This window comes from Paenibacillus sp. Paensp38 (assembly GCF_059491915.1).
This window is the reverse complement of sequence record NZ_CP168516.1, coordinates 3267470-3294436: the sequence shown is the minus strand read 5'-3', so window position 1 is coordinate 3294436 and position 26967 is coordinate 3267470. Positions and strand designations below refer to the sequence as shown.

Annotated in this window: 30 protein-coding genes and 2 pseudogenes; 29 read left to right on the top strand and 3 right to left on the bottom strand. The window is 39.8% G+C overall.

Annotated features, from left to right (window positions below; all coding sequences use genetic code 11):
• Positions 1-27 precede the first annotated feature (27 nt).
• From ACEN8J_RS14390 to ACEN8J_RS14365, 6 genes and pseudogenes are all read left to right on the top strand, one after another.
• Positions 28-1401, top strand: a complete 1374-nt coding sequence (locus tag ACEN8J_RS14390; RefSeq protein WP_495593611.1) for a transcriptional regulator — start codon at positions 28-30, stop codon at positions 1399-1401.
• A 162-nt stretch (positions 1402-1563) separates the two neighbouring features.
• Entirely contained in the window at positions 1564-1968 is a 405-nt protein-coding gene (locus ACEN8J_RS14385) for a hypothetical protein (RefSeq protein ID WP_165145170.1), read from the top strand.
• A 700-nt stretch (positions 1969-2668) separates the two neighbouring features.
• Positions 2669-3448 (top strand): hypothetical protein, encoded by a 780-nt coding sequence (locus ACEN8J_RS14380; RefSeq protein ID WP_230584964.1) that lies wholly within the window; start codon positions 2669-2671, stop codon positions 3446-3448.
• Positions 3449-3597: 149 nt separating this feature from the next.
• Positions 3598-3762, top strand: coding sequence for a hypothetical protein (locus ACEN8J_RS14375; protein ID WP_155271686.1), 165 nt, complete (start codon positions 3598-3600; stop codon positions 3760-3762).
• 447 nt (positions 3763-4209) lie between these two features.
• Positions 4210-4758 carry an RNA 2'-phosphotransferase gene (locus ACEN8J_RS14370; protein ID WP_495593610.1) on the top strand — a complete coding sequence of 183 codons (549 nt, stop codon included), beginning with the start codon at positions 4210-4212 and terminating at the stop codon, positions 4756-4758.
• A gap of 197 nt (positions 4759-4955) precedes the next feature.
• Positions 4956-5075, top strand: a pseudogene (locus tag ACEN8J_RS14365) (YunC family protein); the annotation flags it as partial.
• A 289-nt stretch (positions 5076-5364) separates the two neighbouring features.
• Here ACEN8J_RS14365 and ACEN8J_RS14360 read toward each other — a convergent pair.
• Positions 5365-5592: a DUF3139 domain-containing protein gene (locus tag ACEN8J_RS14360; RefSeq protein WP_495593609.1), complete on the bottom strand. Its 228-nt coding sequence runs from the start codon at positions 5590-5592 to the stop codon at positions 5365-5367.
• A gap of 1026 nt (positions 5593-6618) precedes the next feature.
• On the opposite strand from ACEN8J_RS14360, the gene ACEN8J_RS14355 reads away from it, so the two are divergent.
• The 18 genes and pseudogenes from ACEN8J_RS14355 to ACEN8J_RS14270 all read left to right on the top strand — a co-directional run bounded on the left by ACEN8J_RS14355 (position 6619) and on the right by ACEN8J_RS14270 (position 19536).
• On the top strand, positions 6619-7254 hold the full coding sequence (locus ACEN8J_RS14355) for a restriction endonuclease (protein ID WP_495593608.1): 636 nt from the start codon (positions 6619-6621) through the stop codon (positions 7252-7254).
• 41 nt (positions 7255-7295) lie between these two features.
• On the top strand, positions 7296-7454 hold the full coding sequence (locus ACEN8J_RS14350) for a type II toxin-antitoxin system HicB family antitoxin (protein ID WP_495593607.1): 159 nt from the start codon (positions 7296-7298) through the stop codon (positions 7452-7454).
• Between the two features lie 231 nt (positions 7455-7685).
• Entirely contained in the window at positions 7686-8111 is a 426-nt protein-coding gene (locus ACEN8J_RS14345; protein ID WP_495593606.1) for a hypothetical protein, read from the top strand.
• 123 nt (positions 8112-8234) lie between these two features.
• Positions 8235-8711 carry a hypothetical protein gene (locus ACEN8J_RS14340; RefSeq protein WP_495593605.1) on the top strand — a complete coding sequence of 159 codons (477 nt, stop codon included), beginning with the start codon at positions 8235-8237 and terminating at the stop codon, positions 8709-8711.
• A 309-nt stretch (positions 8712-9020) separates the two neighbouring features.
• Positions 9021-9752, top strand: coding sequence for a hypothetical protein (locus tag ACEN8J_RS14335; RefSeq protein WP_495593604.1), 732 nt, complete (start codon positions 9021-9023; stop codon positions 9750-9752).
• 292 nt (positions 9753-10044) lie between these two features.
• Complete coding sequence (locus ACEN8J_RS14330) at positions 10045-10353, top strand: DUF3102 domain-containing protein (RefSeq protein WP_495594548.1); 309 nt, start codon at positions 10045-10047, stop codon at positions 10351-10353.
• 176 nt (positions 10354-10529) lie between these two features.
• Positions 10530-10886, top strand: a complete 357-nt coding sequence (locus ACEN8J_RS14325; protein ID WP_495593603.1) for a hypothetical protein — start codon at positions 10530-10532, stop codon at positions 10884-10886.
• Between the two features lie 18 nt (positions 10887-10904).
• Entirely contained in the window at positions 10905-11183 is a 279-nt protein-coding gene (locus tag ACEN8J_RS14320; RefSeq protein ID WP_029516574.1) for a hypothetical protein, read from the top strand.
• Positions 11184-11383: 200 nt separating this feature from the next.
• The gene (locus tag ACEN8J_RS14315) at positions 11384-11716 is read left to right on the top strand and encodes a hypothetical protein (protein ID WP_342425892.1); all 333 of its coding nucleotides are present in this window, start codon (positions 11384-11386) and stop codon (positions 11714-11716) included.
• Positions 11717-11894: 178 nt separating this feature from the next.
• Positions 11895-12511: pseudogene (locus ACEN8J_RS14310) on the top strand (recombinase family protein).
• Between the two features lie 539 nt (positions 12512-13050).
• Complete coding sequence (locus tag ACEN8J_RS14305) at positions 13051-14466, top strand: tetratricopeptide repeat protein (RefSeq protein ID WP_495593601.1); 1416 nt, start codon at positions 13051-13053, stop codon at positions 14464-14466.
• Between the two features lie 549 nt (positions 14467-15015).
• A complete protein-coding gene (locus ACEN8J_RS14300; protein ID WP_029516577.1) occupies positions 15016-15615 on the top strand; it encodes a C39 family peptidase in 600 nt (199 codons plus the stop codon).
• A 25-nt stretch (positions 15616-15640) separates the two neighbouring features.
• On the top strand, positions 15641-16426 hold the full coding sequence (locus ACEN8J_RS14295) for an LPXTG cell wall anchor domain-containing protein (RefSeq protein WP_495593600.1): 786 nt from the start codon (positions 15641-15643) through the stop codon (positions 16424-16426).
• Between the two features lie 167 nt (positions 16427-16593).
• Positions 16594-16797: a hypothetical protein gene (locus ACEN8J_RS14290; protein ID WP_165145182.1), complete on the top strand. Its 204-nt coding sequence runs from the start codon at positions 16594-16596 to the stop codon at positions 16795-16797.
• A gap of 122 nt (positions 16798-16919) precedes the next feature.
• Positions 16920-18083: a WXG100 family type VII secretion target gene (locus ACEN8J_RS14285; protein ID WP_165145185.1), complete on the top strand. Its 1164-nt coding sequence runs from the start codon at positions 16920-16922 to the stop codon at positions 18081-18083.
• 13 nt (positions 18084-18096) lie between these two features.
• Entirely contained in the window at positions 18097-18348 is a 252-nt protein-coding gene (locus ACEN8J_RS14280) for a hypothetical protein (protein ID WP_029516580.1), read from the top strand.
• 140 nt (positions 18349-18488) lie between these two features.
• Positions 18489-19037, top strand: a complete 549-nt coding sequence (locus ACEN8J_RS14275) for an RNA 2'-phosphotransferase (RefSeq protein WP_342425894.1) — start codon at positions 18489-18491, stop codon at positions 19035-19037.
• Between the two features lie 196 nt (positions 19038-19233).
• Positions 19234-19536 (top strand): YunC family protein, encoded by a 303-nt coding sequence (locus ACEN8J_RS14270; RefSeq protein ID WP_318626791.1) that lies wholly within the window; start codon positions 19234-19236, stop codon positions 19534-19536.
• A gap of 148 nt (positions 19537-19684) precedes the next feature.
• Here the strand turns inward: ACEN8J_RS14270 and mtnA are convergent, their stop codons facing one another.
• A complete protein-coding gene (mtnA, locus tag ACEN8J_RS14265; RefSeq protein ID WP_340954993.1) occupies positions 19685-20794 on the bottom strand; it encodes an S-methyl-5-thioribose-1-phosphate isomerase in 1110 nt (369 codons plus the stop codon).
• Between the two features lie 5 nt (positions 20795-20799).
• Positions 20800-22023: an S-methyl-5-thioribose kinase gene (mtnK, locus tag ACEN8J_RS14260; RefSeq protein ID WP_495593598.1), complete on the bottom strand. Its 1224-nt coding sequence runs from the start codon at positions 22021-22023 to the stop codon at positions 20800-20802.
• A 311-nt stretch (positions 22024-22334) separates the two neighbouring features.
• On the opposite strand from mtnK, the gene ACEN8J_RS14255 reads away from it, so the two are divergent.
• From ACEN8J_RS14255 to sufU, 5 genes are all read left to right on the top strand, one after another.
• Positions 22335-22805 carry a Dps family protein gene (locus tag ACEN8J_RS14255; RefSeq protein WP_013309551.1) on the top strand — a complete coding sequence of 157 codons (471 nt, stop codon included), beginning with the start codon at positions 22335-22337 and terminating at the stop codon, positions 22803-22805.
• 390 nt (positions 22806-23195) lie between these two features.
• The gene (gene sufC, locus ACEN8J_RS14250; RefSeq protein WP_029516585.1) at positions 23196-23978 is read left to right on the top strand and encodes a Fe-S cluster assembly ATPase SufC; all 783 of its coding nucleotides are present in this window, start codon (positions 23196-23198) and stop codon (positions 23976-23978) included.
• A gap of 23 nt (positions 23979-24001) precedes the next feature.
• On the top strand, positions 24002-25306 hold the full coding sequence (sufD, locus tag ACEN8J_RS14245; protein ID WP_025719242.1) for a Fe-S cluster assembly protein SufD: 1305 nt from the start codon (positions 24002-24004) through the stop codon (positions 25304-25306).
• A complete protein-coding gene (locus ACEN8J_RS14240; protein WP_495593597.1) occupies positions 25303-26526 on the top strand; it encodes a cysteine desulfurase in 1224 nt (407 codons plus the stop codon). Before sufD ends, ACEN8J_RS14240 begins: the two co-directional genes overlap by 4 nt.
• Positions 26516-26938: a Fe-S cluster assembly sulfur transfer protein SufU gene (gene sufU / locus ACEN8J_RS14235; RefSeq protein ID WP_340954996.1), complete on the top strand. Its 423-nt coding sequence runs from the start codon at positions 26516-26518 to the stop codon at positions 26936-26938. Before ACEN8J_RS14240 ends, sufU begins: the two co-directional genes overlap by 11 nt.
• Positions 26939-26967: the final 29 nt, after the last annotated feature.

Sequence of the window (26967 nt, the reverse complement as noted above, 5' to 3'; positions counted from 1 at the left end):
AGTTTATGTTGAAAGGGTGGTTTATCTATGGAGATCACACCTACGATTAGAGCAGAAGTTCAAACCTATCTGATACGGAAAAGCTTAACCATGACCGAGTTTGGTCACATGATTGATTTGAATGTAGGGACAGTTAGTGGCATTGTGACGGGCAACCGATCAATTTCAGTTCACCAGCTAGATCGCATCACTATGGGAATGAATTTACCACCAGATTATTTTTATGAACGTTATATTGAAGAATGTATTGAGGAAGAACCGCTCAACTGGCGAAGAATCAGCCCTTTTTTGTACCGCTGCGTGGAGTTAGGGCGACTTGATTGCTTGCGAAGAGTTGTAGGTATGTTGCTAGATAATCCTGTTTATCTTCCTTCACTTTTTGAAGTAGCCGAGGATTCTTTTAAAAAAGGTTATACTGAAGCAGCGGCGTTCCTTTATGAAAATGTAGCAGAAGGGGAGAGATATCAGTATTCAGAACGATTAGCGGTTTGCCAGTATCGATTGTTTACGGTTCGTATTGGAGACGATCAAGAGAAAGACTATGATGCAGCCATTCAATTTGAGCCTTACGTTGATCGGTTAGATGAGATAGATCAGTTAGAGGCATTAAAAGACTTGGCGAATACATATCGTTCGTTACGAAAATGGGATAAAGTAGAACTATTCGCTAAAGCTATGGGAGACAAGGCAAAAATTCAATACAAACTTGAACAACAGCGGCATCATGTAGATAGAGACAATTCGAAGAAACCCAATTTTCCTTTGTTTGCGTATTGGGCGTTCTCGCATTTACTTCGGGCAGAAGCATGTGAAGGAAGGAAAGACTATGAACAAGCGCTTCAGCACACTTATGCTTATTCCGATTTAAGTTGGGTTAATGCTACAGATGAAACTACTTTGAAATGGAAAAAAAAGTACGAAGACTGGGCAGTAGTAAATACGTACTTAAATAAGCTTCTTTCTGGCGATAAGAGCGTTCTTTCTGATTATGTAGCTTATATTTCTTCAAGAAAAGATGAGATTCTTCCCGCACTTGATATTATGATTGAGGCAGCTAACCGATACCATTTTGATGTAGATAATATATTAAAGCAATTCGAAGAAGAAATCATCTCCTTTCTGGAGCAGAAAAAAGTTGAAGGATTGTATACTCAACGATTCACAACGGAGCGATACACTCATTTCGCAAGGGAATTGGCGATCTATCTTTTGCGCAAGGGGAGGTTTTCAGAAGGCTTCGCATTTTTGTTTAGCTGTTTGGAAAAGTCTGCTGAATCTAATAATAGAATACAAGCAATCAGATGTATGAGGTTGTTTACACATTTTAAAGAACATGCATCTGCTCACACGAAGGAAGTCTATGGAAATCTGATTAAAGCGGTTAACGAAGATGAAGAGTAAGCTGATCCCACCATTCCAGTTTTATGTTAGTAGCCAGTGAAGGCACCTCCTATTGAGCATTGAGAGAATGGCTCGAATTACGGACCAACGGGTCACCACGTGGCAGTCTGAGAATAAAATGCTCTCAAGTTCAAAATCACAGCCATTAGAAGGAGTAAGAGGATGAAGATAGATAAAATAAATGATACCTACTATGCTGGATTTGAAGGAGAACCAGAAATAAGATTGATTTATACAAATTCAGATAAATGCTATGTATTGAAGATATGGAATGGATACTTTGATACATTAATGGATTGTTTGGTTCAACTAGAATCTGCACAAAGTAATATACTAAGTGAATATTATGCCCACGAAGGCTGGTATGAGGAAAGTCCATGGGAAGTGGAAAATATTAGAGAGACCCTACAATTGTTTGATTCATTTGATATTAAATATTTGACCGAGGAAGAAGCGAAAAGTTTGACTAATATATTACCTGTACTTCCTGATCTTAAGAACGATATAATTATATTGTTACAAAAAGCCGTCAATGGAAACGGCAATGTGTTCATTGAGTATGATTAATATTTTATAAGCTTGCTCCTTTAACAATAAAATGGGAGCAAGCTTTTTTCATAGTAATTTATCTGATAAAGAAGATAATTTGCATGCACCTAAGAATTAAGAGGCGGGTTTAAACAGGAGAGTCTTCAATCAGGCTACTAACTTAGCGATATGGGTAAAGTATACGGAAGGTGCGTGAATGTTATGAAGTATGATACATTCTTAAAATTATGTGAAGAACAAAATAGTCTAATGAGACTATTGTTCTGTGAGAATAAAGTGTTAGACTGAAAAACAAAGCATTAGACCGTGAAAAATAAAGTTGTAGACTGGCAGCCGGCATTAGCCAACGGGCAGGATAACGCAACCATCAGATGGACTTATGGTTCTCATTTGATACAATTTATCCCAGAAGTATCTTCGAGGGTTAATGAAAAGCAGCGGTGATGAACTAATAGGAGACCAACACAAAAAAGTGGTAGTTTATGGATATGCAATAGTCTACTATAGGATCTTATTCTCGGTTCGTCTGAACCGATTGTAACGGAGATTCATGAAGTGCCTGGAGAGATGGAAATAAAAGTGTTGTCTGACAATGGACAGAGCGGGATTGGAAGAGCGGAAGTGAAGTGGCAAAGCCCGTAAGCGTAGGTCACAGCTCATAATACGAACGGAGAACTATAGCTTAACCAAGAAATTGCTGGAAAATGCGGAGGGTAATTTGGATCGTAATTCGCTGGAATCGAGCGGAGATTCACTTCGCAGACAACTGGTGGCACTACGCGCCGAATGGAACTTGGTACTAAAAGGAGGGGCAGGACACATGCAAGAAGAACAGGAAATATTCGCGGGCGACGGATATAACAGGTCGTACGCAATGGCTACGGGTATGCCGATTTTGAATCTTAGGGGTAGCATACCGCGTGAAAGTAACGGCCAACTACCGTTTCCGTGGGTGACAACGGGCATCAGGATTGATAAAGAACAGATGTTGGAAACCGTTATGAAGCAAAAGACACTCGAGTATTTGTTTAATATGCAATTCAGTAAGGAGGAAATGACCGACCGCAATTTGGTTGTAGGCTGTTATGAATACAGGAATCCGAATGACAAGGAACAAATAATGCTATATGCGCTGGTTTCGTTGAAGGAATTTCTCGCGAGATACGGCGATGAACGGGCATTGGAGATTCTGATGCGAGTTGGCTGCACATACGAGAAGATTATGGAGGAATGTGATGAAGCCATTAAAGAACACTTTGCAGTGTTGCGCCGGTCACTTCATTTAAAGAATTTGAGGGACAAATATGATGTCGTTTACGAGTGGAGTGAAGAGGAAGGGGTAAAGACGTACATAATCAGATACACCAAATCGAGTTATACGAAGATTAAAGCTAAATCATTCGAAGAGTTGACCAAACTCTATGATGAGCAACGGAAGAAGGATGCAAAGAAGACGTTCGCGACTCTGGAGCCGTTAGAAGCATTCATGCAAGCATAAGAAAACCGCCCCTTTACGGGGTGGTTATTCAACATTTCATTGAACGAAGATTCGAGGAATATCCAGCGATAGAGAGGATTCTCGACAGTCGCATCGGAAAGTGCTGACCCGTACGCCAGATATGGTCGAATGGGGACTGATGGAAGACGTTGATCCAGCCGATTATTTCGGCAAAACCAATAGAGGTAGAACGATTTAAGGCGATTGGAAGCCTAGCGATTCAGGGAGAATTTATCGCCTCGGTGTTTCTTACTGACGGTAAGCCGATCGGCAGCACCGAAACGGTTGTAGATATATCGCATGAAATAATTTAGCACCACTTGTTACGCTAACAGAGAACGTTAGTTCAATAAACCAGCGGCAGTCTAGGACTTTATTTTCAGGTCCTTGACTGCCGCTGGCTTTATATTTGGGTCAGTCTAAAACTTATTATTCCAAGTCTGACGATTTAGCAATTCAGAATCAGCTTAGGACCAACAAATCCAGTCTAAATCTTTATTTTCATCGGACAACTATTAGATAGGAAGGATTTAAGAATCGGAAATTTTTTATCATGGATTTGATAAGAGGTATTTTCGGTTATTTTCATTGTGGGGGACTTGCAAAAATATTGGAGGCTTATAACAGATACAGTCTAAGAGGTTTTTTAATTGGTGCTACATTTTTCCTTACCGGAGGTTTGGGGCTTTACTTCACAAGGCGCTATGAATCATCGGATAGGTTATTATAGATAGACAAATATTTTATTAAAGGAGTATACAATGTTAACACTAAAACAAGAAGAGAGCCTCAGTAGGTTTATGAGTAAGATTCTTAGGCATACACCAGAACAGTTTGGTCTTGAGCTAGACCATGAGGGTTATTGTGACATTCAAGACCTGATTCAAGGGATAAGATCAGAGAATAGATGGTCTGACGTAAGCGAGTCGGATATCAAGCAAGTAGTAAGCCATTGTCCAAAACAAAGATATGAGATTGTTAATGGGTACATAAGAGCTAATTATGGGCACAGTGCAGGCAGATTGGATTATAAGGAGGCCACTCCACCAACCATTCTCTATCACGGTACAAACACAAAGGTAATCCATAATATTTTCAATGAAGGAATTAAGCCAATGGGCAGAAAGTATGTACATCTGTCGGAATCCCTTGAGTTTGCAATTTTAGCAGGCAAAAGACGTGGAGAACTAGTGATTCTCGAAGTCGACACAGCAAAGGCATTAGCTAATCAAGTGAAATTTTATAAAGCTAACCATGGGGTTTGGCTTGCTGATCTTGTACCCCCACAGTACTTAAAGAAGTTTGAATAGAGCATTGCCCTAGACCTATTAACGATGATCACAGAGACTAGATGGAAAAAATCCGTCTGGTCTTTTTGATATCGCCTATTTTGCTGTACATACATTCCCCTCCTAATATTTTGAATGTATCCACGAATGTCTACACTTACCCGCAAATGCCGCATAAAATATCCCGGATGAACAAAGAGGAGGTGCGTGAAATCACCATGATACACATGGAACCTATTCAAGTGGGTGAGCATACATTTATCGGAGTCGAGGTCAAACTGCCTAAAACAACGCTGTTAACGATCTCTAACTCCCGTGGTTACATCATGTGTGGTGCGTCTAAGATGTACCGAATTTAGGGTAGTGAAATTTTTCGCTGTTTAAGCTTTAAAGTCAAACAGGACAAGCTTTCATAGCAATTTTCAATTTTCTGATCTGTACTGATTCATTCTATTAAAATCTTATAAATGACTGAATTTTGTGACCGCATTTGTGACCTCTTCGAGGGGGACAAGCATGTGACTGTGCATTGCATTTCCGTTATAATCCTTCAAAGAATAATTATACGCCCCATCATCTACTCCTTTAATGGGGGCTTGGCTATACTGAATAATTTTATCTCGCTCTTTAAAAATACCTTGCATTGGTTTCGTCCTTAAAAATAACTTGTGTACTAACTAAGGGAGCTTTACCTATTTGAGTTTTAACTGAACAAATTTCAGATGGTTTGTCCCCTTGAATTTTTACAAGATAATCGAATACTTTGTTTTGAGTATCATTTTTAGTGTAACTACTAAGCATCCAAACGCTTGCGAATATCATTACTATAAAAATTGCTATTCCATATTTTCTCATAACTATCTCCTTTGTTGGAGCAAGCTAAAGAGCGCTACCAATGACTTAATATTTGCTTCGAACCGTCACTTAAGAAAAGGAGCCGTTGCGATTTGAACAGCTTCTTTTGCTTTGGAGTTATTCAAAGAATCTATTTATTTCCTCTTATACATAAAAAAGTAATTGTATACACCACTCCAGCAAAGAGGCTTAGTAGAAACGAGGTTGATAATGTTCTGAAAATAAAAGTAGAAGTGGGTATCGTATAAAATTCAAACATACCATTGATCGGAGTACTCGTTGTTGTTGGCCCTTTAATAAAGGAATAGTATATTCCTACAAAAAAACCGTAAGACAAATACTTAATTAGATTTTTTTCAAATTTACTCATTTGTTAGCCTCCAATAATGTTTTTGGAAAAGTAGAATTCTTGTACTATAAAGCCATTCAAAGTAATGTAGGAAAAGTCTATAAATATAGCGATCTTAAAAATCTTTGGTAAGGATGTTTATTGATATTATGTCAATTATATTGTTTTAAATCAAGAAAAAGGAATAATGATGTAATCATCATTACTCAATCTTTGGTGTTAGCCCTATGGATAAAACCCCTGTAACTCTAGGTACACAGCGTCTAACATTAACATTACGTTAAATCCAGTCATATCAAGGCTTATGACAGTTTCTCAAAAGTATAAGGAAAAGAAAACTTCTTATAATCAGGAATTTTATTCTTTTTTCTTCGGGATTCACTAAACCTGGAATGACGTTCAATAAAATGTACAACATATAAGCTTAAAAAATTGGTCTAGGCTCTTTGCATGTCTATGTGAAGCAAATGTTACAAAGAGGAAGGCAAAACAAGAAGGAATGCGTATACAGGAGTCAAGAAGAGTCATCCCCATGAATATGAAGCTATTCGCCTAGCAATAGACGTTTCTTTGTTAACAATTTACTATACTTATCCAAAATATATGGAAAATTATCCCTATCTGTTGTATTATAAGATAGTGTGAAAAAGAGCCAAAGTAGCTAAGGAGGAACATTGTTGTCTATATTTGTGATAGTGTGTGTCGTTGTTGTATTGATTGCTTTGGTGTTGCTACGCTTATTTAAGAAGCCTAGAGTTCAGGAACCGTATAAAGTAACGCAGAATATTGACCCTTATAAAATTGGCATTAACGAAATAGACCGTATGGAGGATGGCAAGAACTTTGAAATGTATCTGTTCAGGCTGTTCCAGTGTTTAGGCTATGGTGATGCGTATAAAACACAAGACAGTAGAGATTTTGGAACAGATTTGGTATTTACGGACAGAGAGGGCTACCGTAATGTCATTCAGGCTAAACGGTATGCAATGAGCAATCCTGTTGGTTTGAGCGCAGTTCAGGAAGTTTATAGTTCTATGCGATTTTACAGAGCTAAGAAATCTATTGTCATTACTTCAAGCAAATACACTCCTTCATGTGAAAAGTTAGCCAGTTTTAATGGAGTGAAGCTACTGGATCGCAACGATTTAATTGAAATGATTAAGCTATTCAAAGAACAACAGCACAGCAAAGTAAAAGATATCATCGAAGCAGAGCCTTACTTGAGTCTGGATTCATGGGACAATTATAGGGATAACGGCAAACTAATTAAAAAGGATCGTAAGGCTGAAAAACTCATCGCTTCAAGTAAATAAGCTTCAAGTAAAACCATGATTTTATCACAAGAGAGGTTTCAATGGATAACAAGTACATGATTACTGTAAAGAAATGGTCTGACGATATTGTTGGCACATATTTTGTAGCAAAGGTTCCCGAACTTAAGGGGTGTATGTCAGATGGGACTACAGTCAAAGAAGCATTGGTCAAGCTAGGGAAGCAATATCTGGCTATTTAGAAGTTTTGATCGAGACGGGCGACACCATTCCTAAACCACGAAATGATAAGGAAATTATTCAGTTATTAGGCGAGTATACAAAAGAAGAAATTGCAGATTGTTATCAGGCAGTAGACAAGTTACGGAGCATTATAGATCAATTAAATAAAATGTAGATCCCCAAATTGGAGAGTTATAGTAGAAAAAATAATTATTGAACCTAACATAGGGATTGGAACGATTAAGCTCGGTATGAGTAAAGCTGAAGTAGAAAATTGCCTTCAAGCGTACACTGATAAATTCAATAAGTCGCTTCATGATGATGATTATTTTCACTATGCTTTCAAGGTTGAATATGACTCAGATGGTAGAGTTAATTTTATCGAAGCTGCTTCGCATATCAAGGATGATTTTCACTGTCTGATGAATGGTATTGATGTATTTAATACTAAAGCAGAAGAATTGATTAGAATAGTTGATGAATTGTCACCTTATGATAGACAAGACCCAGAATTAGGCTGGATGTATTCCTTTCCGACATTAGGATTGAAATTTTGGAGATCAAGTATTTTTAATGAAAAAGATACATTAGAAGATTGGTTCAAGGAAATGCCTCCTGAAAACCAAGAGGAGGAATTGCGTTTTCAGTTTTTTGAGACGGTGAGTCTTTCTTCTTAATTGTTTCTTTGACACAATCGTAAAATTGACTAAATGAAAGGGCGTGGGCAACCACGTCTTTTTTGTTTTCTATTTATAGTATAATGAATACTATAAGGTATCAAAGAAGGAGTAGTATTATATATGAATCTAAACCAGCATCACACAATGACCTACACACTAAACAGCGGTATTAAAGGAACTGTCAATCTATTCACCAAACAAATACAGGACTGGATAGAATCTTATCGTGTAGGCAGTAAACATGTAACCACAGTTGGTAAAGAATACTTTGGATTGAATCCTGAGCTTGTTGCAGATTTTAAAGTACATAATGAATTTAGTGAGCAAAGGGAACATGTAACAGTTATTAAGCAACCCACAGTAGCAAGTAAGGCCACTGAGCAGTTAGCAGACGCATACAGCCAGCACAAGGTATTGATTCAGGTAGAATGTAAATGTGGAGCTTCCTATATAGACGAATCAGTATACAAAAGGAACAAATGGGGTTGTAAAGAATGTGGTGATATAGTATTTCTGGATAGTAAAAAGGGGATGGTTGATACAGTAAAGGGTAAAGCATGGTATATGACAAATAAGTATTTTGTGGAAAGAGGTTGAGTGTTTAACATAGCGATAAACTCAGTAATCAAAGGCTTACGTATAATAAGAGAAGTCTTTTCATTTCAAGAGGATTATACAAAAATAAGGTTAAATAACTCGTGATAATATGTGAACTGTTACTTTAAACAATGCAACCCTTCAAGTGAGGGTTGTTTTTTATTATATAATTTATTGAGAGGCATTCGTAACATAGTAGTTCTTTAGGTTCATTTTCCAATTTTATTATAATATAATACATATGTTTCCTTTTATATGTTAGACTTATGAAGTAACCCGAAAAAATAGAAAAGGATGTGTACGTGTACCATGAAGAAACTAAAGAACACAGCAATTATCCTAACAGGTGTCTTAGCTCTAATAGCATTAGCTCCATTGGCAGCATCGGCTACACCTTCTACAGGAATTGAGACTAACGACCAATCTATCCAGGAAGTTGAAATCAATTCCCCGTCAGACTATATCAAGTGGCTGAAAGGTAAAGACGGAGCAGAAGAAACGTTGCAGCAATTCTCTGACTTGTCTGAGTCCGATCAAGACAAATTTGTTAAATATATAAACGATCCAGAGATAAACAAGACATTAGTTGACGCAATGGCTACCAGTAATGGGGAAAAGGTATCGCTTTATGGTGGGGATGTAACTGTAACTGCAACCCAAGAACAGTCTAAGCCCGTTAAGATTTCGCCACAAGTAGCCGATTATGCTGTTTCTCAACGCGCCACCTCGACAATTTTAGGTGTGGATGTTGTGCAAGTGTCTGAACGAGTGGAATACCGGGTGGAAGGTACTCCTTCTAACCAAAGAGTATCACAAGTGCTGAATGGCGGCGGCACAATAAATCGATACTGGGTTCCAATGGGCAGAATGGACGTTAAAGACGATAAAGGCTATGTAAATTCAAGCGGTAAACTTGCGGTACAACGTTCAGTGTTCACAACTTCTTTTGTTCATCCTAAGCTTGGGGCAACTATAGGTACAAACACTTTCGTAATATATGGAAATGTCAAGGGTCAGCTTGATAGTTGGGTATTCAACTAAAGCCTATGAAAAAGAAAACTATTTTTATCATTATCGGAGTCGTTTTAGCAATTTTTATCGTCTTTTTCCTTTTTAACTTATGGGCGATTAATAATCTGCATGTTCCTGCTCAATAACTACAATGTGTCCAAAGATATTAAGCCTTCCTTTATTGGGAAGGCTTTTTGTATTATTAAAGTGGAAGCGTGGTTAACATAATGATTACATTTAAAATAGGAGGCTTAATCGCAATTCACGAGAAACAAATAGCTGGACAGTCGCTATTTGAGATTGGGCACGACAATTGAAGCATGTGAAAGAGAATGACTTAGTTCATGGTGAGTGGGAGAAGTGGCTAAAGACAGTCGATTTTACTCCCAGAACAGCACAAAGAATGATTAAAGCATTTGAACAATTCGGAAATGCGACGACGTCGTCGCTTTTGGCAAACAGTAAAATATTTGAAATGCTATCTTTGCCTGAATCTGTAGACCGCTTAGAGTTTATTGATCAGGAACACACCATCCCCTCAACTGGTGAACAGAAAACAGTGGATGAAATGACTGTGCGTGAGCTGCGGTATGATTCAACGCTTCAAAGAAGATCAAACAATTCACTATAGAAAATCGTTTACATGGTTTAAAAGAATACTTTCCGGTAGGCCAAAATGGAGCATCACTACAAATATTTAAAGGCAAGCTTATTGTATTTCTTGATGGCAATACATCTGATACACCATTTCATCCTATAATGCAGATAATTGACCCTAAAAATGGTAAGTTGGAAAATGAAACATCTTTGTCAGATACTTCATTTTTGTTTTATGACAGCCAAATTTACAACGATAAATTATATATTCTCTCTGAAGACTTAAATTATACTATTTTCAATGACCTCAACAAAAAGCCTAAAAAGTTGAGATTAAAACAAAGCAATTCCGTCTCCGAAAAAATACAAAATGAGAAAGGAGTAATATCTGGAGTACAGTATTTTGCAGGATCTGTTTTTGTCCTATATGATTATGTCAAAAATTCTCCTGTTGATAGAATAAGGGAAATAAGAGAATATGACTTATTGACAGGCAGAGAATTACATGTCATTCCTCTAGCATTTAAATCAAACAAGGAAATGATTCGTTTTTTTCTGACTAATTAACTTTAAGGAGTGATTATTATGATTTACTGGTTATTTCCAAAACTTAATCCCCTCTTCCCTACTTTTATATTTTGCCCCATTCTGGCAATCTTGATCGGAGTATGTTTCGCCTATTTCAAAGGAAACATCTACTTAGGATTAATACTAGCCTTGCTACTGCCTCTTATATTTATTGCCACCAATTTAGAAACCATTGCAGTTAATATAGATGCTTGGCTTCTATATGGTTTTATCTACGCAATTATTACGTTTGTGGCTTATAAGATGGCGTTTTCACAGTTAGGAAAATCGAGTTAATTTTTTTACACTATTATCAATAGTCACCACGATCAAATTTTCGCACACTAACTTAGGTATAACAGGCGACGATGCATCTTTTGAGTTCAATCCAGTTTATTTGCTAATTGGAAATCATTCCGGAAATGATGGGTCTGGTTACCCGATTAAAATTTCTGAGAATGGATATGCAAATTAATTAATGAAGGGTTAGGGAAGAAGTGAAGGCTAAATTGAAATTTTTGGGGTTGGCTGCCCTTACTGTTACGTTTGCTGTAGTTATTGGTAATAATGTTTTTGCTAGTGACGATACTTCTGAAGAAATGAAGGGCGTTACAAAAGCAATAGTCCCTGACAGTGTATTAGAAGAACTTAATCATCCTGATAAAATTTATACTAAAGTTGGATTATTTATAAAAAAACCGCAATCTCTCCATGATGAAGATAAGTTCAGTCAAGATGAAGTAGTCTACGACGTTTCAAAGACTACTGATGAAACTAAAGCAATCATTCAATATGACGCTATTTACATCAAGGAAGAAGACAGTAAATAGATTTGTGTACTAAAGTATTTGAAAAGTTAAGTTGTATAATGGAATATCTAGGGCGACTTCGGTTGCCCTTTTTATTATGCTCAATTTAGCCAAGTCTTTTTCCAACACTTTGTCATATAGTATACATTTTGACATACTTTGCTAAATACAATTAATGACATAGTAGAGGATGATCCATATGAGTGAGATTAGACGCTATGGTTACATAAGAGTATCGAGTAAAGATCAGAATGAAGCTAGACAATTAGAATCGATGAAGGACTTAGGTATTATGGAACGTGATTACTTCATTGATAAGCAAAGTGGCAAGAATTTTGACAGACCACAATATCAAACATTAAAGAGCGTACTTAGACACGGAGACATTCTGTTCATTAAGGAACTTGACAGACTTGGACGGAATGCTAAAGAAATCAAACGTGAATGGCAAGATATAACGTATGAGATAGGTGCACACATTGTTATCCTTGTATGCCTATCCTTGACACTAGACAATATCAAAATGGTTTGGAAAAGGTTATATCTAGTATCGTGCTTGAATTACTCAGCTACATGGCAGAACGTGAACGTGAGAAGATAAACGGTAGACAATCTGAAGATATAGCAGCAGCCAAAAATAATGGTGTGGTATTTGGTCGGCCTAAAAAGGCAATAAGTGATGAGTTTATTACAGCATATGAGGAATGGAAGCAAGGTGGAATAACAGCAGTCGAAGCAATGAAGCGCGTAGAAATGAAGCCTAACACGTTCTATCGCAGGGTAAAGGAATATGAGCAACAGAAACAAGTAGGATAAATTGTTCATGTGTATGGAGCCTAGATGATTATGTCTAGGTTTCTTTGTTATGTCTGCTGATCAAATACTAGCAGGTACAATAAAAAGGACGGGGGGTATTTTACATCATAAACGTCTATTTAATTTCCAAAATTGCCCCTAACACATTCACTTTCACACTCAAGTTATTTTTTGACTCGATACCGTCCCTAATATCATTAAGGTTGATTGTATGCCATACATCCAATCAAGGCTCAATTCATAGATTAAAACACAAGGGAATGCGAACCTGACTATTAATCTGGTACTTTGTATTGGATGAGTTGTGTTCTAATTTTTTAAATAAACTATACATCAACATAAAGACGATATCCTTAATCATGAAATCATACGTAACTATCCCAAAAGGTATCTTGAGTACTATATGAAAGGTATATGATTTTATACCAAAAGATGGTACAATCAAGATCGTTAGAGCATTTTACTACTTGTTTCACAACTACATAATAATTTTTACTATGCATCGTATTGTGAGTCTACATTGAAAGGGTGGTTTATCGATGAAAATTACACCCACGATTAGAGCAGAATTGGAACAATATCTTAAACAAGAAGGCTTAAACCTATCGGAATTTGGACAAATTACAGGGATGAATAGGGGAATAATAAGTAGCATTGTAACAGGTAATAAATCTATGTCTATTAACCAGCTCGATCGTATTATTGAAGCTATGGGCTTACCAGAGGGTCACTTTTATGAATTGTTTATAGAAAATTACATCATTGATCATCCTCCAAATATGAGGCGAATCGAGCCGTTTTTGTATCGCTGTGCGGAGTTGGACAAGTTGGATGCGATCCGTCGAGTAGTGGGAGCCATCATGGACAATCTACTCTATTCACCCAAGCTATTTGAAATAGCGGAAGAATTGTTGTCGCAGGGACGACTAGAAGCGGCATTGATACTTTATGAGGGGGTAGCTGAAGCGGAGAGATATCAACATTCTGAACGCCTGGCAATCTGCCAATATCGTATTTTTAAAATTCAGATTAATGACGATCAAAATCAAAATGTTGGGGCGGCAGCCGTATTTGAAGCTTTTGTCGAAAGACTAGATGAAATAGACCAGCTTGACGCATTGAAGGATTTGGCTAACGTGTACAGATCATTGCGTAAATGGGATAAGGTTGATGAGATGGCGAGGAAAATGAGAGCTAAAGCCGAAATACAATGTACACTGAACCATCAACAGAACAGCCGAGAACAGATCGAATCTAGCGACAAGCTAAGTCGTCCCTTGTTTGTGTACATTGCTTATGCAGACTTGCTCTGTGCTAATGCATGTGAAGAGCAGGGTAATTATGAGCAGGCATTACACTATACATATGCCTACTCCAATTTAGATTGGGTTAGAGAGACCGATGAGGATACCCAGCACTGGATTGGCTTGTTTAAACATTGGTCACAAGCTAACATACTTGCATATAGGCTTTTATCTGGTGATGTGAGTGTGCTTCATGAATATCTAAACTTTATTGATGACTCATCAGATACGATTCAAGAAGATAGGGTAACTCAACTACTTAACATAATGACGGCGGCTAACCGTTATGAGCTTGATTTAAACGATATACTTAAACGATTTGAAACAGAGATTGCGTCTTTATCTCAGCGACCATCATCAGATGATATGTATACCCAGCAAGTAATACCGGAATACTCTGCACTTTGTGGATATGAATTGGCTTATTATTATTTAGATCATGGGATGCACAATGATGGCTTTAATCATTTGTTTTGTGCAATGGTAAAAGCGCATATACTAAATAATGAGACATATTTTATAAATTGTATGGGGTTGTTTGTGCGTTTCAAAGCCCATGCGGTATCTGAAACCAAAACAGAGTTTTACAATCTCATTGAAAAGGTGTGGTTAAACAATGTTGAAAAAAGTGGTAATGTTGATCGTTGTTAGTAGCTTTTTGTTCACCTTAGCTGTACCTATTTATCTGAATAGTCATGATGGAGGATTTCAAGTCTTTGCAACACATGGAGGAGCTTAAATACGAATTGATTTGAAAATTCGTTAAAACTGCACCCCTGAAATAGGTTTAATTACGGAACCCAATAGGCCAACGCAGGGGAACCTCAAAAATTCTATTATTAAATAATGTTCTATTCCAAGACCTACAACTAAAGTAGGTCTTCTTTATGATTTGTTAAAACTTTTTTTGTGAACTAATCCATTATTAACCAAGACGAGGGTTTGAAGAAGGAGGTGCATTATGAAAAGGGACGACGGTTTACGTCAAAGGATGGGATACCTTCAACGTTGTGCGTAATTAAGGAAGTAGCAGGATACTGTTTTATTAAAATTGTTGATATTTTAACACTTACAGGAAAATGATTAATACAGTGCCGACTTACTATTTTTGCAATAATGTTGAATAAAATGTTATATTATTGTATTTTCTGTATTATTATTGTATTGTATTCCAAATAAGAAAAAAGAAAGTGTCATTACATGAAAAAAATAAAAATGACAGCATTTGTGCTTATGGGGGTATTAGCACTTAGTGCTATCGCTCCATTAACATCAGCCCAAGAGATCAATTCAGACAAAATCACACCTAGTTACATAGATTACAAATCTCTTCCTGTGCCTTCGCATAAACAAGAGAAATCTAATTGGTGCTGGGCTGCTACTTCACAGATGGCTATAGAACATTTAGGTGGAAATAAAACTCAATCTCAAATTGTAAAATATATTAAAGGTAGCCTCGTAAATAAGGGAGGCACGGATAAGGAAGTAAAAAGCGCGTTAGCATATGGGGGGTTGAACTCTACAATTGATAAAGAGCCGATACCCTTTGGAACTATTATCTCTCAAATAAAAAGAAATCAACCGCAATTAGCACATATCGTGTGGAAGGACGACTCTGATCTTGGACATATGTATCTAATAAATGGATATTCCGATAATACAAATTTAGGATTTCAAAAAGTATATTACAAAGACCCTGCCGTTGGTGAGAAGATGGATAAAATAGATTACTATGATGGATTTGTTAATAATAGAGATTTTAGTTGGTACAGCACTATAAACGAAATTTATGTTAATTAAAACGAGACTAAGGAGGACTGATAAAATGTATAAAAAAATAATTGGTATTGCGTTTTCTTGTATCTTATTGTTACCTATAACCGTCTTAGCGGCAAATGAGGTTCCGAAAGAAGTTGAGCAATCTATTGAAAAGGATTTGGGGAATTTCAAAGATGATATTAGAAAGAATACAGGATTTAAAATAACAACTACTAAAGAAGCGGAAAATTTAACTCTTGATGAAGGTTTTAAGGTTTACACTGTTAATTCTAAAGCTGTTAGATCAGGGAATACAGATAGAGCTAATGACATTTTAAAATCTAAAGGGTACTTATTTTCCATAAAAAGTGGACAACAAAATAATGATATTGTTTTTTCAGAAGATGGGAAAAGAATACGATCAGCTTATAGTGATCTTGAGTTTCCGAGTCAATTCGAAGAAGCAAAGAAATTGATTGGCTACGATGAAAGCAGCAAACTGATATATGATGATCGACTGGCTACGGTTGCTCTAATTTCTGATATAGATGGGAAGGAAGTTGTGGTTCCTCTTAGAGAGAGCGTATACATGGAATTTAAGCCATTGAAAGTATACAATTTACAGGAGTTTGTAGAGTTTCTATCTGCCAATGAGAAGGCTCGGCAAGAAGCTTCTGAAAAAAATGATTCAGATGAACTGATCTCTGGGGGGAGTCCATCTAATCTAAACTCGACTACTTCGCAGCTCATTACAAGCAAAATCAGCACAGAAAAAGTGTCACTATTTTCTATTGCCGGGTTAGCAATTATTGGTGGCATTTTTTTCGTAATTAAAAGAAGAAAAAAGTTATAGATTAATCTTGTATACAATAAACTGTGTAATAGTTTTGATATAATTAGACGGCTTGGCGGGCTGGAATTATCTATTTAAATTCAACTCAGATAATGAAGTGTTGTAGGTGGCTAGATGGATATTCCGTCTAGCCTTTTTGATTTGTGTTGAGTTGGAAAGAATCTGGAGTGAGGGATGGGAGCGCCAATCTAGAAGGGAATAATCAGCATACATATGAAAGTGCTGAGCAAAATAATTTTGGTCAGCAAAAAACACAGGCTGATATTGCACATGAGTTAAATATAACAACTCAGCAACTAAGAAACTACAAAAAACTCCTTACGCTTATCCCTGGGTTGCAAGATATGGTTGAAGATCATGGCACGTTTTAAGTCTTTAGACGTAGGTAGAAAGGTTAATCCTTCATATAACAATTAGGAATTAAGTTCATTTTCCATAAATCGGAATAGTGTTACTATGTCATAACGAATTCATGACTAGAGGTAACTAACCTATGACAACTATTAAAGTGACGCCTGAGCAACTTATGACTATCTCCAAGCAGTTTGAGTTAGCACAGCAAACGGCAACTCAAGTGAATAGCAATTTAGTAAAACAAATTTCATCTATGGGACAATTGTGGGAAGGACTGACTAAAGAGCACTTTTACTATTCCTTCCAGACCTCTCAGAAGAATATGAATGACTTTGTTACCCTGATGGATTCTATTGCTAGGGAGTTACGTCACCATGCAGATAAATTCAGATTAGCAGATCTGATGGAAACAGGTAACATTGATGCAAGTTGTTTACCACCTCCACCGAATTCATGTGCTGTTCCTGCTCCAGATACACGAAATGCATTCCAGAAATCGGTAGATAGCTTAACTGAACTAGGTCAGGATTTTGTAGATGCTAATTCAGTACGTTATGAGAAAAAGTTTGATTCGGTTTGGAGCTTCTTAGATTATATGTCGTATGGTATTCCAAAAGGAATGTATCAAGGGTACATGGAACGAGCAGCTAAACAAAACGATTCGTGGAATGACATGCTCAATTTCAGTACATTTGGAATAACGGGTATGATTCAGGGCGCATTTAATCCTACCAATGCGTGGTCAAAGGAACATTGGGCTAATATGATTGGTACAGCAGGATTGTTTGGAGGAGTCAGCTCAGTTATTAAGCCTAAAATTGGTTTGAAACCATCTATTCAGTATGAGATTCCGAAGAATAATACGAGTTCCAGCTTACGGAATTCAATAGAATCTGAATCTAAAACAGAAGTACAAACAGGTGGGAGAAACGATCTTTCAATTGATGAATATTTTCGTAGAGAAGCTGAAGCAGATGAGATGTATGATCAAATCAGAGCTTCAGATAGTGATGTAAGAGCAATAGCTGAGAATTCTGGAATGAAGGAAAGTAGGATTCAAAGAATCAAAGAACACGTTTTCATAAAAGAACACATAAAATCAAGTGGTTATGGCAGATTTCATTCTGATTACGAAATAGCTCAAGCATGGGATAGATTACAAAAAGGGATACAAACAGAAAAAGATATGGATTTGCTTAACCATGAATTGTTTGAATCTAGATTTGAGGGTATATTTAAAACAGACTATGAGACTGCTCATAACGCTGCGGTAAGGTCGGGTCGTCCATGGGAAATAGAATAGAGGAGATTTTATAATGGGAGCATTTGTTTTACTTTTTAAAGAACATGAAGATGATACAGTAGTTATTTATAAATATGGTCCAAACGAACACACTATGGGGAAAATTCAATTAAACAAGGATACTAAGCTGTTCTCTGAAATTGAACCTTTACCAGATTCGAATCATTCAAACAAATTTTATTTTGATAGGGCTGCACAGCGGATGGCACGTTGCTTCGTTAAAGAAGGTGGTATATTTCCTGACAAGATGACATTTGAATCATAAAGTAGCTTCAGGAATACGAACCGAGCTTGCTCCATTGATAATAAAATGAGAGTAAGCTTTTTTCATTGCAATCTATCTGATTAAAGAGGAAAATTTTTATCCACCCTAGAATTAAGAGACGATTTTAGAAGGAGCATATCATGTTAACGTCAAAACAAGAAGAGAGCCTTAGTAAATTTATGAGTAAGATTCTTAGGCATACACCAGAACAGTTTGGTCTTGAGCTAGACCATGAGGGTTATTGTGACATTCAAGACCTGATTCAAGGAATAAGATCAGAGAATAGATGGTCTGATATAAGCAAGTCGGATATCAAGCAAGTAGTAAGCCATTGTCCAAAACAAAGATATGAGATGGTTAATGGGTACATAAGAGCTAATTATGGTCACAGTACAGACAGGTTAGATTATAAGGAAGCTACTCCACCAACCATTCTCTATCACGGTACAAACACAAAGGTAATCCATAATATTTTCAATGAAGGAATTAAGCCAATGGGCAGAAAGTATGTACATCTGTCTGAAGCCCTTGAGTTTGCAATTCTGGCAGGTAAAAGACGTGGGGAACTGGTGATCCTTGAAGTAGATACAGAAAAGGCATTGGCTAATCAAGTGAAGTTTTATAAAGCCAACCACGGTGTTTGGCTTGCCGACCTTGTGCCGCCACAGTACTTAAAAAAGTTTGAATAAAGCGTAACCCAGACCGTTAACGATGATCACCGAGACTAGATGAGAAAAAATTCGTCTGGTCTTTTTGATTTCGCCTGTTTTGCTGTACATAAATAAGATTTTTAATATTTTGAACGTATCCACGAGTGTCCACACTTACCCGCAAATGCCGCATAAAATATCCCGGATGAATAAAGAGGAGGTGCATGAAATCACCATGATACACATGGAACCTATTCAAGTGGGTGAGCATACATTTATCGGAGTCGAGGTCAAACTGCCTAAAACAACGCTGTTAACGATTTCTAACTCCCGTGGCTACATCATGTGTGGTGCGCTGGATGTTGGATTGCTCAATGAACGGCTGGCGGATCGGAAAATCCTGGCCGCACGAGCTGTGGGGGTAAAAACACTAAAGGAACTGTTGGAAGCGCCGATGGAGTCAGTGACGGCAGAAGCCGAGCAACTGGGGATTAAACCAGGGATGCCAGGCTATGAAGCACTATTGAAACTGGTGTAGTGAAGCCTATGTGCAATGTTGCATAAAAGTAGAGGAACAAGAACCGAAAAAAACCGGACTTTTTGGCTCCGGTTTTTTTCTATGAAAAGTTACACTCTATCGAGCAGACTATTCGGCTTTATACGAACGGTATGATCTGCAAGAACGATTAATCGGCAAACAAAGCGGGGAGGTTGTCGCTAAAGGGTGCTTGGACAATTCCTTTTTCGGTAATGATGGCGGTAATGTACTCATGAGGTGTAACGTCGAAAGCCGGGTTGTAGACTTTGATGCCCTGCGGGGCAGTCCTTTTACCAAAGCTTTCGGTAACTTCCTCCACAGAACGTTCCTCAATCGGAATATCTGCGCCTGTTGCGGTCTGCAAATCAATGGTAGAAAGTGGCGAAGCGACATAAAAAGGAATGCCATGCGCCTTCGCTAACACGGCTAGGCTATAGGTGCCGATTTTGTTGGCGACATCGCCATTAGCAGCGACTCTATCTGTGCCGACAATAACAGCCTGGACCCATCCTTTGGACATCACCATGCCCGCCATATTGTCACAGAGCAGGGTGACATCAATGCCTGCCTGCTGAAGCTCGAAAGCGGTCAGGCGCGCTCCCTGCAGCACGGGGCGGGTTTCGTCGGCAAATACTTTGAGATGGATGCCGTTCTCCTGCGCAAGGTACATCGGCGCGAGCGCTGTTCCGTATTTGGCTGTCGCCAACCCACCTGCATTGCAGTGAGTGAGTACGCCCATCCCGTCCTCGAACAGAGGTAAAGCATGGATGCCGATCTGGCGGCATACTTCCTCATCCTCTGCCTGAATGGCTATGGCTTCACGCTCCAGCCCGGCATTCCAGTCTTCGACCTGACTTCCGCTAGCTTCAACGATGAGTTCCCCGGCTCGCTTCTTCATGCGATCCAACGCCCAGAATAGATTTACGGCAGTTGGCCGTGAAGTAGCCAAATGTCCGCACACGTCGTGTACATGCTGCAGCCACCCAGCAGCGTCGGTGTCGTCGTAGGCGGTAGCTCCTAGCACAACGCCGTAGGCCGCAGCCATCCCGATGGCGGGCGCACCGCGTACCTTCATGGCGTGTATGCCATCCCATACTTCCTCGACCGTGAATAAATCTAGCATGACAATCGTTTCGGGTAGCAGACGCTGATCCAACATGGACAAGCGGTTGCCTTTCCACACCAGCGAAGATAGAGCCTGACCGGACACTGTAGCTTTCCCGGAGGTTACGGGGGCCGCTTCTTTCTGTTCACTCATATTCATTAAGCTCCTTTAGTTTGGGCAGCTGTTGCTATCCGAACAATGTCTCCCAGTTCCCGAATCGAATGAAGCCCGCGATTGCGAAGAACCAAGGATTTACCGATAGATAACGCCAGACGTTCCGCAGCTTCCTTGAGGTCAGGATCGGCTATTGTCTCGATATCTGCCACATGCGACAGGCTGATGATACGGCGGATCACTTTGCACCCTGCAAAACCAATCGTATCTTGTAGTACTTTCTGAAGATACAAGTCCTGATACCCCGCTGTACGTGCCATATGATCGGTGACATGCTCGTCCCACAGTTTGCGGAACCTACGCTCAAACTGCTCCCATACCTGAATGGCAGTCTCCAGAACCCAGTCGCGCCTTTCTTTTAGAGCCTTCTCACCAGAGGTCCATCCGGGCTGTGCAGCGTAGTTCAACAGCAAATTGGCGATCACCGCTCCGATATCAAAGCCCATGGGTCCGTAGTAGGCAAATTCAGGATCAATGACTTTAGTTGATTCGGTCGTTACAAAAATGCTACCAGTATGAAGGTCACCGTGCAGAAGCGCTTCGGTTCGTGTCAAAAACTTTTCTCGCAGCAAAGCCACTTCCAGATGAAGCGCTTGATCTGTACGGAGTGCCTCTGCTTCGTCTTCGATGTACGCACCATAGTTGTTATTATCTGAGAACCGATACGGTTCATCCAGAATCAGATCCTCAGTTATTTTGCAGAGATCCGGGTTGATAAAACGTTTGACTAGGTCTTTTTTAACCTGCTGATTCATGCCCAAATCTGAGGTGAAGAAGAGCGTGCGTGCCAGAAACTCCCCAATATGATTAGCGAAATATGGATATGTGTTTCCTTCTATTAGTCCCTTGCGCATGATGGTGTGGGAGCTAAGATCCTCCATCACGGTCAATGCAAGCTCATCGTCATACGCCAGTATCGCAGGAACCAATTCGGGGCAAATGTGGTGCTCCTGCTGAAGTGCCTCGCGTTCAATACGGGCACGATCCAGTGAGAGCGGCCAGGATTCACCCACAATTTTTACATAGGGAAGTGCCTGCTTGGCAATGATACTCTTGTTAGATTCAGAATCCGTAATATGAAAAACCAGATTTAGGTTACCATCACCGATTTCCCGGCATTCCAGACGAGCTTCCTGACTAAAAAATCCGGGGATGTTCTTCACGAATTCGATTGCTTCTTCAGTCGTTAAAGGATGATATTGGGACAACGAAGTCACCTCCATAAATTGTGCACATGTAAATAGTCTGGAAATATCACAATATTAAACCAAGTATTTTGATAGGATAGAGAAAGTATAACGAAAATCATTGAAGTTTTGTACATTTTTTTTATGGAGGATCGAAAGAGGGGAAAGGAGAACTCTTCTTTTTGTTTCGTTTCCGTATAGAGAGGGTAAGTATGAAACAGACGTCCGGCAGGTGATTAGGATGCCCGCTGGCGTCTTACCGTCAGCAATGACGGTGATGGATACGTAAACGTTCCTGAAAATCAATTTGATGAAAAAGGAAGGGATTTATGATGGCTAAAACAACAAGTAACTCGAAAAATACGCAAACCAAATCGGTGGAGGAACTTTTAAACCGTCAAGTCGCTAACCTCAATGTGTTATATGTAAAAATTCATAACTATCACTGGTATGTGAAAGGCTCCAGTTTCTACACACTCCATGTTAAATTTGAAGAGTTATACAATGAAGTGACATTGAAAATGGATGAGATCGCCGAGCGTTTGCTCGCGTTGAAAGGTTCACCTTCCGCAACATTGAAGGAGTACCTGGAGCTGTCGTCGATTCAGGAAGCAACCGGCAACGAAGATGCTCCCAAGATGGTACAAACCTTGATCGAGGATTTTGCAACGGTATGCGAGGAGTTTCAGGAAGGTATTGAACTGGCGGAAAGCAATTCCGACCAACCAACTGCAGATTTGCTGATCGGCTATAAAGCGGATCTGGAGAAACATATGTGGATGCTTCGCTCTTATTTGGGCTAATTGTAGTGATGGGATTACGCTTTGAAATAAACTTTTTACATGTAAAACGCTACTGACGTCATGCTGTCAGTAGCGTTTTTATGGCTGAAAAGAGATCATGCATCTCATGTTTTTTGTACAAATTTATAATTATATAAACATTTGCAGGATGTATTTTGCCATTTGTGTGCTTGGTAGGGTGAACATTTTATGAAGAAAGTTGGATAACGTGTGTCTGTTGGTTGCACCCTTCAAGATATTTATTATAAAATAACTTGAGAATCATTGAGAATCAGTTTAGAATGATTATAAATAAATTTTTAAATATTACTTGAAATCAGGGGGCTCCCCTGTTTAAATATACTTTCTGATTTCGACACCACACTACATTTTTTGGAGGGTATTGCGAATATGGCTACAAACTTTAAGATTGAAGGTCTCAAAGCGACCATTGAAGGCAAGGAAATTTTGAAAGGTATTAACCTCGAAATGAAGGGCGGAGAAATCCATGCCATCATGGGTCCTAACGGTACGGGTAAAAGTACACTTGCGTCTGCTTTGATGGGTCATCCAAAATATGAAGTCACAGATGGTAAAGTAACTTTGGATGGAGAAGACGTGCTGGATATGGAAGTGGATGAGCGTGCACGTGCAGGATTGTTCTTGGCGATGCAGTACCCGAGTGAAATTGCAGGGGTAACGAACTCCGACTTTTTGCGTAGTGCGATCAACGCGCGCCGTGAAGAAGGACAAGAAATCTCCTTGATTAAGTTTATCCGTCAAATGGAAAGCAAAATGAAAGAGCTTGAAATGAACCCTGAGTTTGCTCACCGTTACCTGAACGAAGGCTTCTCTGGTGGTGAGAAAAAACGGAATGAAATTTTGCAAATGATGATGATTGATCCGAAAATTGTCATTCTTGATGAAATCGACTCCGGTCTGGATATCGATGCTTTGAGAATCGTGGCTAACGGTGTGAACGCCATGCGTTCCGAAGATCGTGGTTTCCTCGTGATTACTCACTACCAACGTCTGTTAAACTACGTTAAACCAGATTATGTACATGTAATGATGCAAGGACGTATCGTTAAATCCGGGGGTCCTGAGCTTGCTGAGCGTCTGGAAGCGGACGGTTATGACTGGATCAAGGAAGAGCTGGGTATCGTTGATGAAACTGTAGGACAAGAGGCGTAAGCCGGAAGCGAGGAGGAAAACTGATGACAACACAAACAATCCTTCCGGTAGATTCCGAGCAACTGCGTGTTCTGTCCGAACGTAACGGCGAGCCATCTTGGCTGGCTGAAGACAGACAAAAAGCACTTGAGCTTGCAGGCAAACTGGAGCTTCCGGTATTTGAAAAAACAAAAATCGAACGTTGGAAATTAAACGATTACGGTCAACATAAACAGAGCGAGGTCATTGCATCGGTAGGGCAGGTTCCTGCAGCCATTGCTGATCTGGTCAAAGAGCAACAGGAGGGCGGTCTGATTATTCAGCGCAACTCCGGTGCGGTATATGTGAAGCTGAGTGAGGAATTGGCGGCGCAAGGCGTCATTTTCACGGATTTGCAAACAGCGGTTAAAGAGCATGCTGATTTGGTTAAAGCTCATCTGAACACAGTGATTAAGGCAGAAGAAAATTCATTATCTGCATTGCACGCAGCACTCTGGAACGGTGGAGTATTTGCTTATGTGCCTAAAAATGTAGAACTGAACGTTCCGCTTCAAGCTGTATTCCTGACAGACGATGCGACTGCAACGTTTGCGCCGCATGTGCTGCTTATTGTCGAAAGTCATAGTTCCGTGACGTACGTAGACAACTATGTATCTGCGGATTTGGCGGCACCTGTTCTTCATAACGGTGCGGTAGAAGTTGTTGCAAATGCTGGGGCTAAAGTTCGCTATGCGACAGTCCATCAGTTTGGAGAGCAAGTAACGGATATTTCAATTCGTCGTGCCACGTTGGGAAATGACGCAGCTATCGAATGGATTGTGGGCGAAATGAACAACGGCAATACAGCAAGCAATACCATGTCCGTGCTCAAAGGCAATGGCTCCAATTCGGATGCCAAGATCATTGCTGTAGGTTCCGGCTCACAAAAGCTGAACTATACGACACAAGCACAGCATTTCGGCAAAAATTCCGCCAGTCAGATGATTACGCGCGCAGTGATGCGTGAAGAAGCGTCTTCCATCATTAACGGAATTACAAAAATTGAAAAAGGTGCTACCAAAGCAGATGGTCAGCAAACAGAACGTGTTCTGATGCTCAGCCCGAAAGCTCGTGGTGACGCTAACCCAATCCTGCTGATTGATGAAGATGATGTAACAGCAGGTCACGCAGCATCGGTTGGTCAGGTTAACCGTGAACAAGTGTATTACTTGATGTCCCGCGGGATTAGCCGTGCAGAAGCTGAGCGTCTGATTATTTATGGCTTCTTGGCACCTGTCGTATCTGAGATTCCGCTCGAAGGACTTCAACATCAGCTGCAAAGCCTTGTTGAAAGGAAGTTAGGCCAATGAATACTGCATTGATCCGTGAACAATTCCCGATTTTACATCAGGAGATTAACGGTCATCCGCTGGTTTATTTGGATAATGCGGCTACTTCGCAAAAACCGCTGGCGGTCATCGAGGCGATCAAGCACTACTACGAATATGATAACTCAAATGCTCACCGTGGTGTGCATACCTTGGGTAGCCGGGCGACGGATGCTTATGAAGGTGCGAGGGAGAAGGTAGCTCGCTTTCTGAATGCCAAGCGCAGTCAGGAAATTATTTTTACACGCGGAACAACAACGGCGCTGAATCTGGTGGCTTCTTCTTATGGTAGGGCTAACTGTAAGGAGGGTGATGAAATTGTCATCACACAAATGGAGCATCACAGTAATCTGATTCCGTGGCAACAGGTAGCCAAAGCCACAGGCGCAACTTTAAAATATATTCCACTTCAAGAGGATGGTAGCGTTGATCTTGCTGATGTGGAGAATACCATTACAGAAAACACGAAAATTGTAGCGATTGCGCATGTCTCCAATGTGCTTGGTGTTGTGAACCCTGTCAAAGAGATTGCAGCTATTGCGCATCGCAAAGGCGCAGTTATCGTTATAGACGGTGCACAAAGCACACCACATATGAAAGTAGACGTGCAAGACATCGATGCTGACTTTTATGCCTTTTCGGGTCACAAAATGTGTGCGCCTACTGGGATCGGGGCACTGTACGGCAAGAAGGCGCTGCTGGAAAATATGGAGCCCATTGAGTTCGGCGGGGAAATGATCGACGATGTGGGATTGTATGAATCCACATGGAAGGAGCTGCCTTGGAAATTCGAAGGTGGAACTCCGATTATCGCTGGAGCTGTTGGTTTGGGAGCTGCTATTGATTTTCTGGAAAGCATCGGAATGGACGCCATTGCACAGCATGAGAGCCGTTTGTCCAACTATGCCCTCAAACGTCTCCGTGAAGTGGAGGGGTTGACGATATACGGGCCTGCAGAACGTCATGTTGGGCTCGTAACATTCAACCTGGATGATGTGCATCCGCATGATGTAGCTACTGTACTGGATAGCAAAGGGGTGGCTGTACGTGCGGGACATCATTGCTGCCAGCCATTGATGCGCTGGCTAAAAGCCAGTGCAACTGCACGTGCCAGCTTTTATCTCTATAACACAGAAGAAGAAGTCGACGCTCTGGTCAGCGCCTTAATCCAAACAAAGGAGTATTTTGGCGATGCAACTTGATGACTTGTACCGACGCGTGATTATGGATCATTATAAAAATCCGCGCAATCGCGGACGTTTTGAGGATGATGCCGTTACGGTGGATTTGAATAATCCTACGTGTGGTGACCGGATTTCCCTTCAACTCAAAATGAAAGACGGCGTGGTCGAAGATTCCCGTTTTACTGGTGAAGGCTGCTCGATTAGTATGTCCTCAGCTTCGATGATGACAGAAGCAGTCAAAGGAAAAACGATTGATCAGGCATTGGATATGGCAAGCCGCTTCTCTTCTTTAATGAAGGGGGAAGCCGTCGAATTTGATGATTATGAAGAATTGGAAGCTTTGTCAGGCGTAAATAAGTTCCCGGCCCGCATCAAATGTGCGACACTGGCTTGGAACGCGCTGCGCAAAGGGATTGATGAAGATAAATAATTTAAATAGAACAGAGGAGGTTTGAGAAA

Bases quoted from the DNA above. Each gene is read 5' to 3' on its own strand.
- ACEN8J_RS14295 (WP_495593600.1), top strand. From the start codon at position 15,641: ATGTATAAAAAAATAATTGGTATTGCGTTTTCTTGTATCTTATTGTTA.
- ACEN8J_RS14350 (WP_495593607.1), top strand. From the start codon at position 7,296: ATGGATAACAAGTACATGATTACTGTAAAGAAATGGTCTGACGATATT.
- ACEN8J_RS14275 (WP_342425894.1), top strand. From the start codon at position 18,489: ATGTTAACGTCAAAACAAGAAGAGAGCCTTAGTAAATTTATGAGTAAG.
- ACEN8J_RS14320 (WP_029516574.1), top strand. From the start codon at position 10,905: ATGATTTACTGGTTATTTCCAAAACTTAATCCCCTCTTCCCTACTTTT.
- sufC (WP_029516585.1), top strand. From the start codon at position 23,196: ATGGCTACAAACTTTAAGATTGAAGGTCTCAAAGCGACCATTGAAGGC.
- sufD (WP_025719242.1), top strand. From the start codon at position 24,002: ATGACAACACAAACAATCCTTCCGGTAGATTCCGAGCAACTGCGTGTT.
- ACEN8J_RS14285 (WP_165145185.1), top strand. From the start codon at position 16,920: ATGACAACTATTAAAGTGACGCCTGAGCAACTTATGACTATCTCCAAG.
- ACEN8J_RS14270 (WP_318626791.1), top strand. From the start codon at position 19,234: ATGATACACATGGAACCTATTCAAGTGGGTGAGCATACATTTATCGGA.
- ACEN8J_RS14345 (WP_495593606.1), top strand. From the start codon at position 7,686: ATGAGTAAAGCTGAAGTAGAAAATTGCCTTCAAGCGTACACTGATAAA.
- ACEN8J_RS14255 (WP_013309551.1), top strand. From the start codon at position 22,335: ATGGCTAAAACAACAAGTAACTCGAAAAATACGCAAACCAAATCGGTG.
- ACEN8J_RS14370 (WP_495593610.1), top strand. From the start codon at position 4,210: ATGTTAACACTAAAACAAGAAGAGAGCCTCAGTAGGTTTATGAGTAAG.
- sufU (WP_340954996.1), top strand. From the start codon at position 26,516: ATGCAACTTGATGACTTGTACCGACGCGTGATTATGGATCATTATAAA.
- ACEN8J_RS14300 (WP_029516577.1), top strand. From the start codon at position 15,016: ATGAAAAAAATAAAAATGACAGCATTTGTGCTTATGGGGGTATTAGCA.
- ACEN8J_RS14360 (WP_495593609.1), bottom strand. From the start codon at position 5,592: ATGAGAAAATATGGAATAGCAATTTTTATAGTAATGATATTCGCAAGC.
- ACEN8J_RS14280 (WP_029516580.1), top strand. From the start codon at position 18,097: ATGGGAGCATTTGTTTTACTTTTTAAAGAACATGAAGATGATACAGTA.
- mtnA (WP_340954993.1), bottom strand. From the start codon at position 20,794: ATGAGTGAACAGAAAGAAGCGGCCCCCGTAACCTCCGGGAAAGCTACA.
- ACEN8J_RS14390 (WP_495593611.1), top strand. From the start codon at position 28: ATGGAGATCACACCTACGATTAGAGCAGAAGTTCAAACCTATCTGATA.
- ACEN8J_RS14240 (WP_495593597.1), top strand. From the start codon at position 25,303: ATGAATACTGCATTGATCCGTGAACAATTCCCGATTTTACATCAGGAG.
- ACEN8J_RS14385 (WP_165145170.1), top strand. From the start codon at position 1,564: ATGAAGATAGATAAAATAAATGATACCTACTATGCTGGATTTGAAGGA.
- ACEN8J_RS14340 (WP_495593605.1), top strand. From the start codon at position 8,235: ATGAATCTAAACCAGCATCACACAATGACCTACACACTAAACAGCGGT.
- ACEN8J_RS14305 (WP_495593601.1), top strand. From the start codon at position 13,051: ATGAAAATTACACCCACGATTAGAGCAGAATTGGAACAATATCTTAAA.
- ACEN8J_RS14335 (WP_495593604.1), top strand. From the start codon at position 9,021: ATGAAGAAACTAAAGAACACAGCAATTATCCTAACAGGTGTCTTAGCT.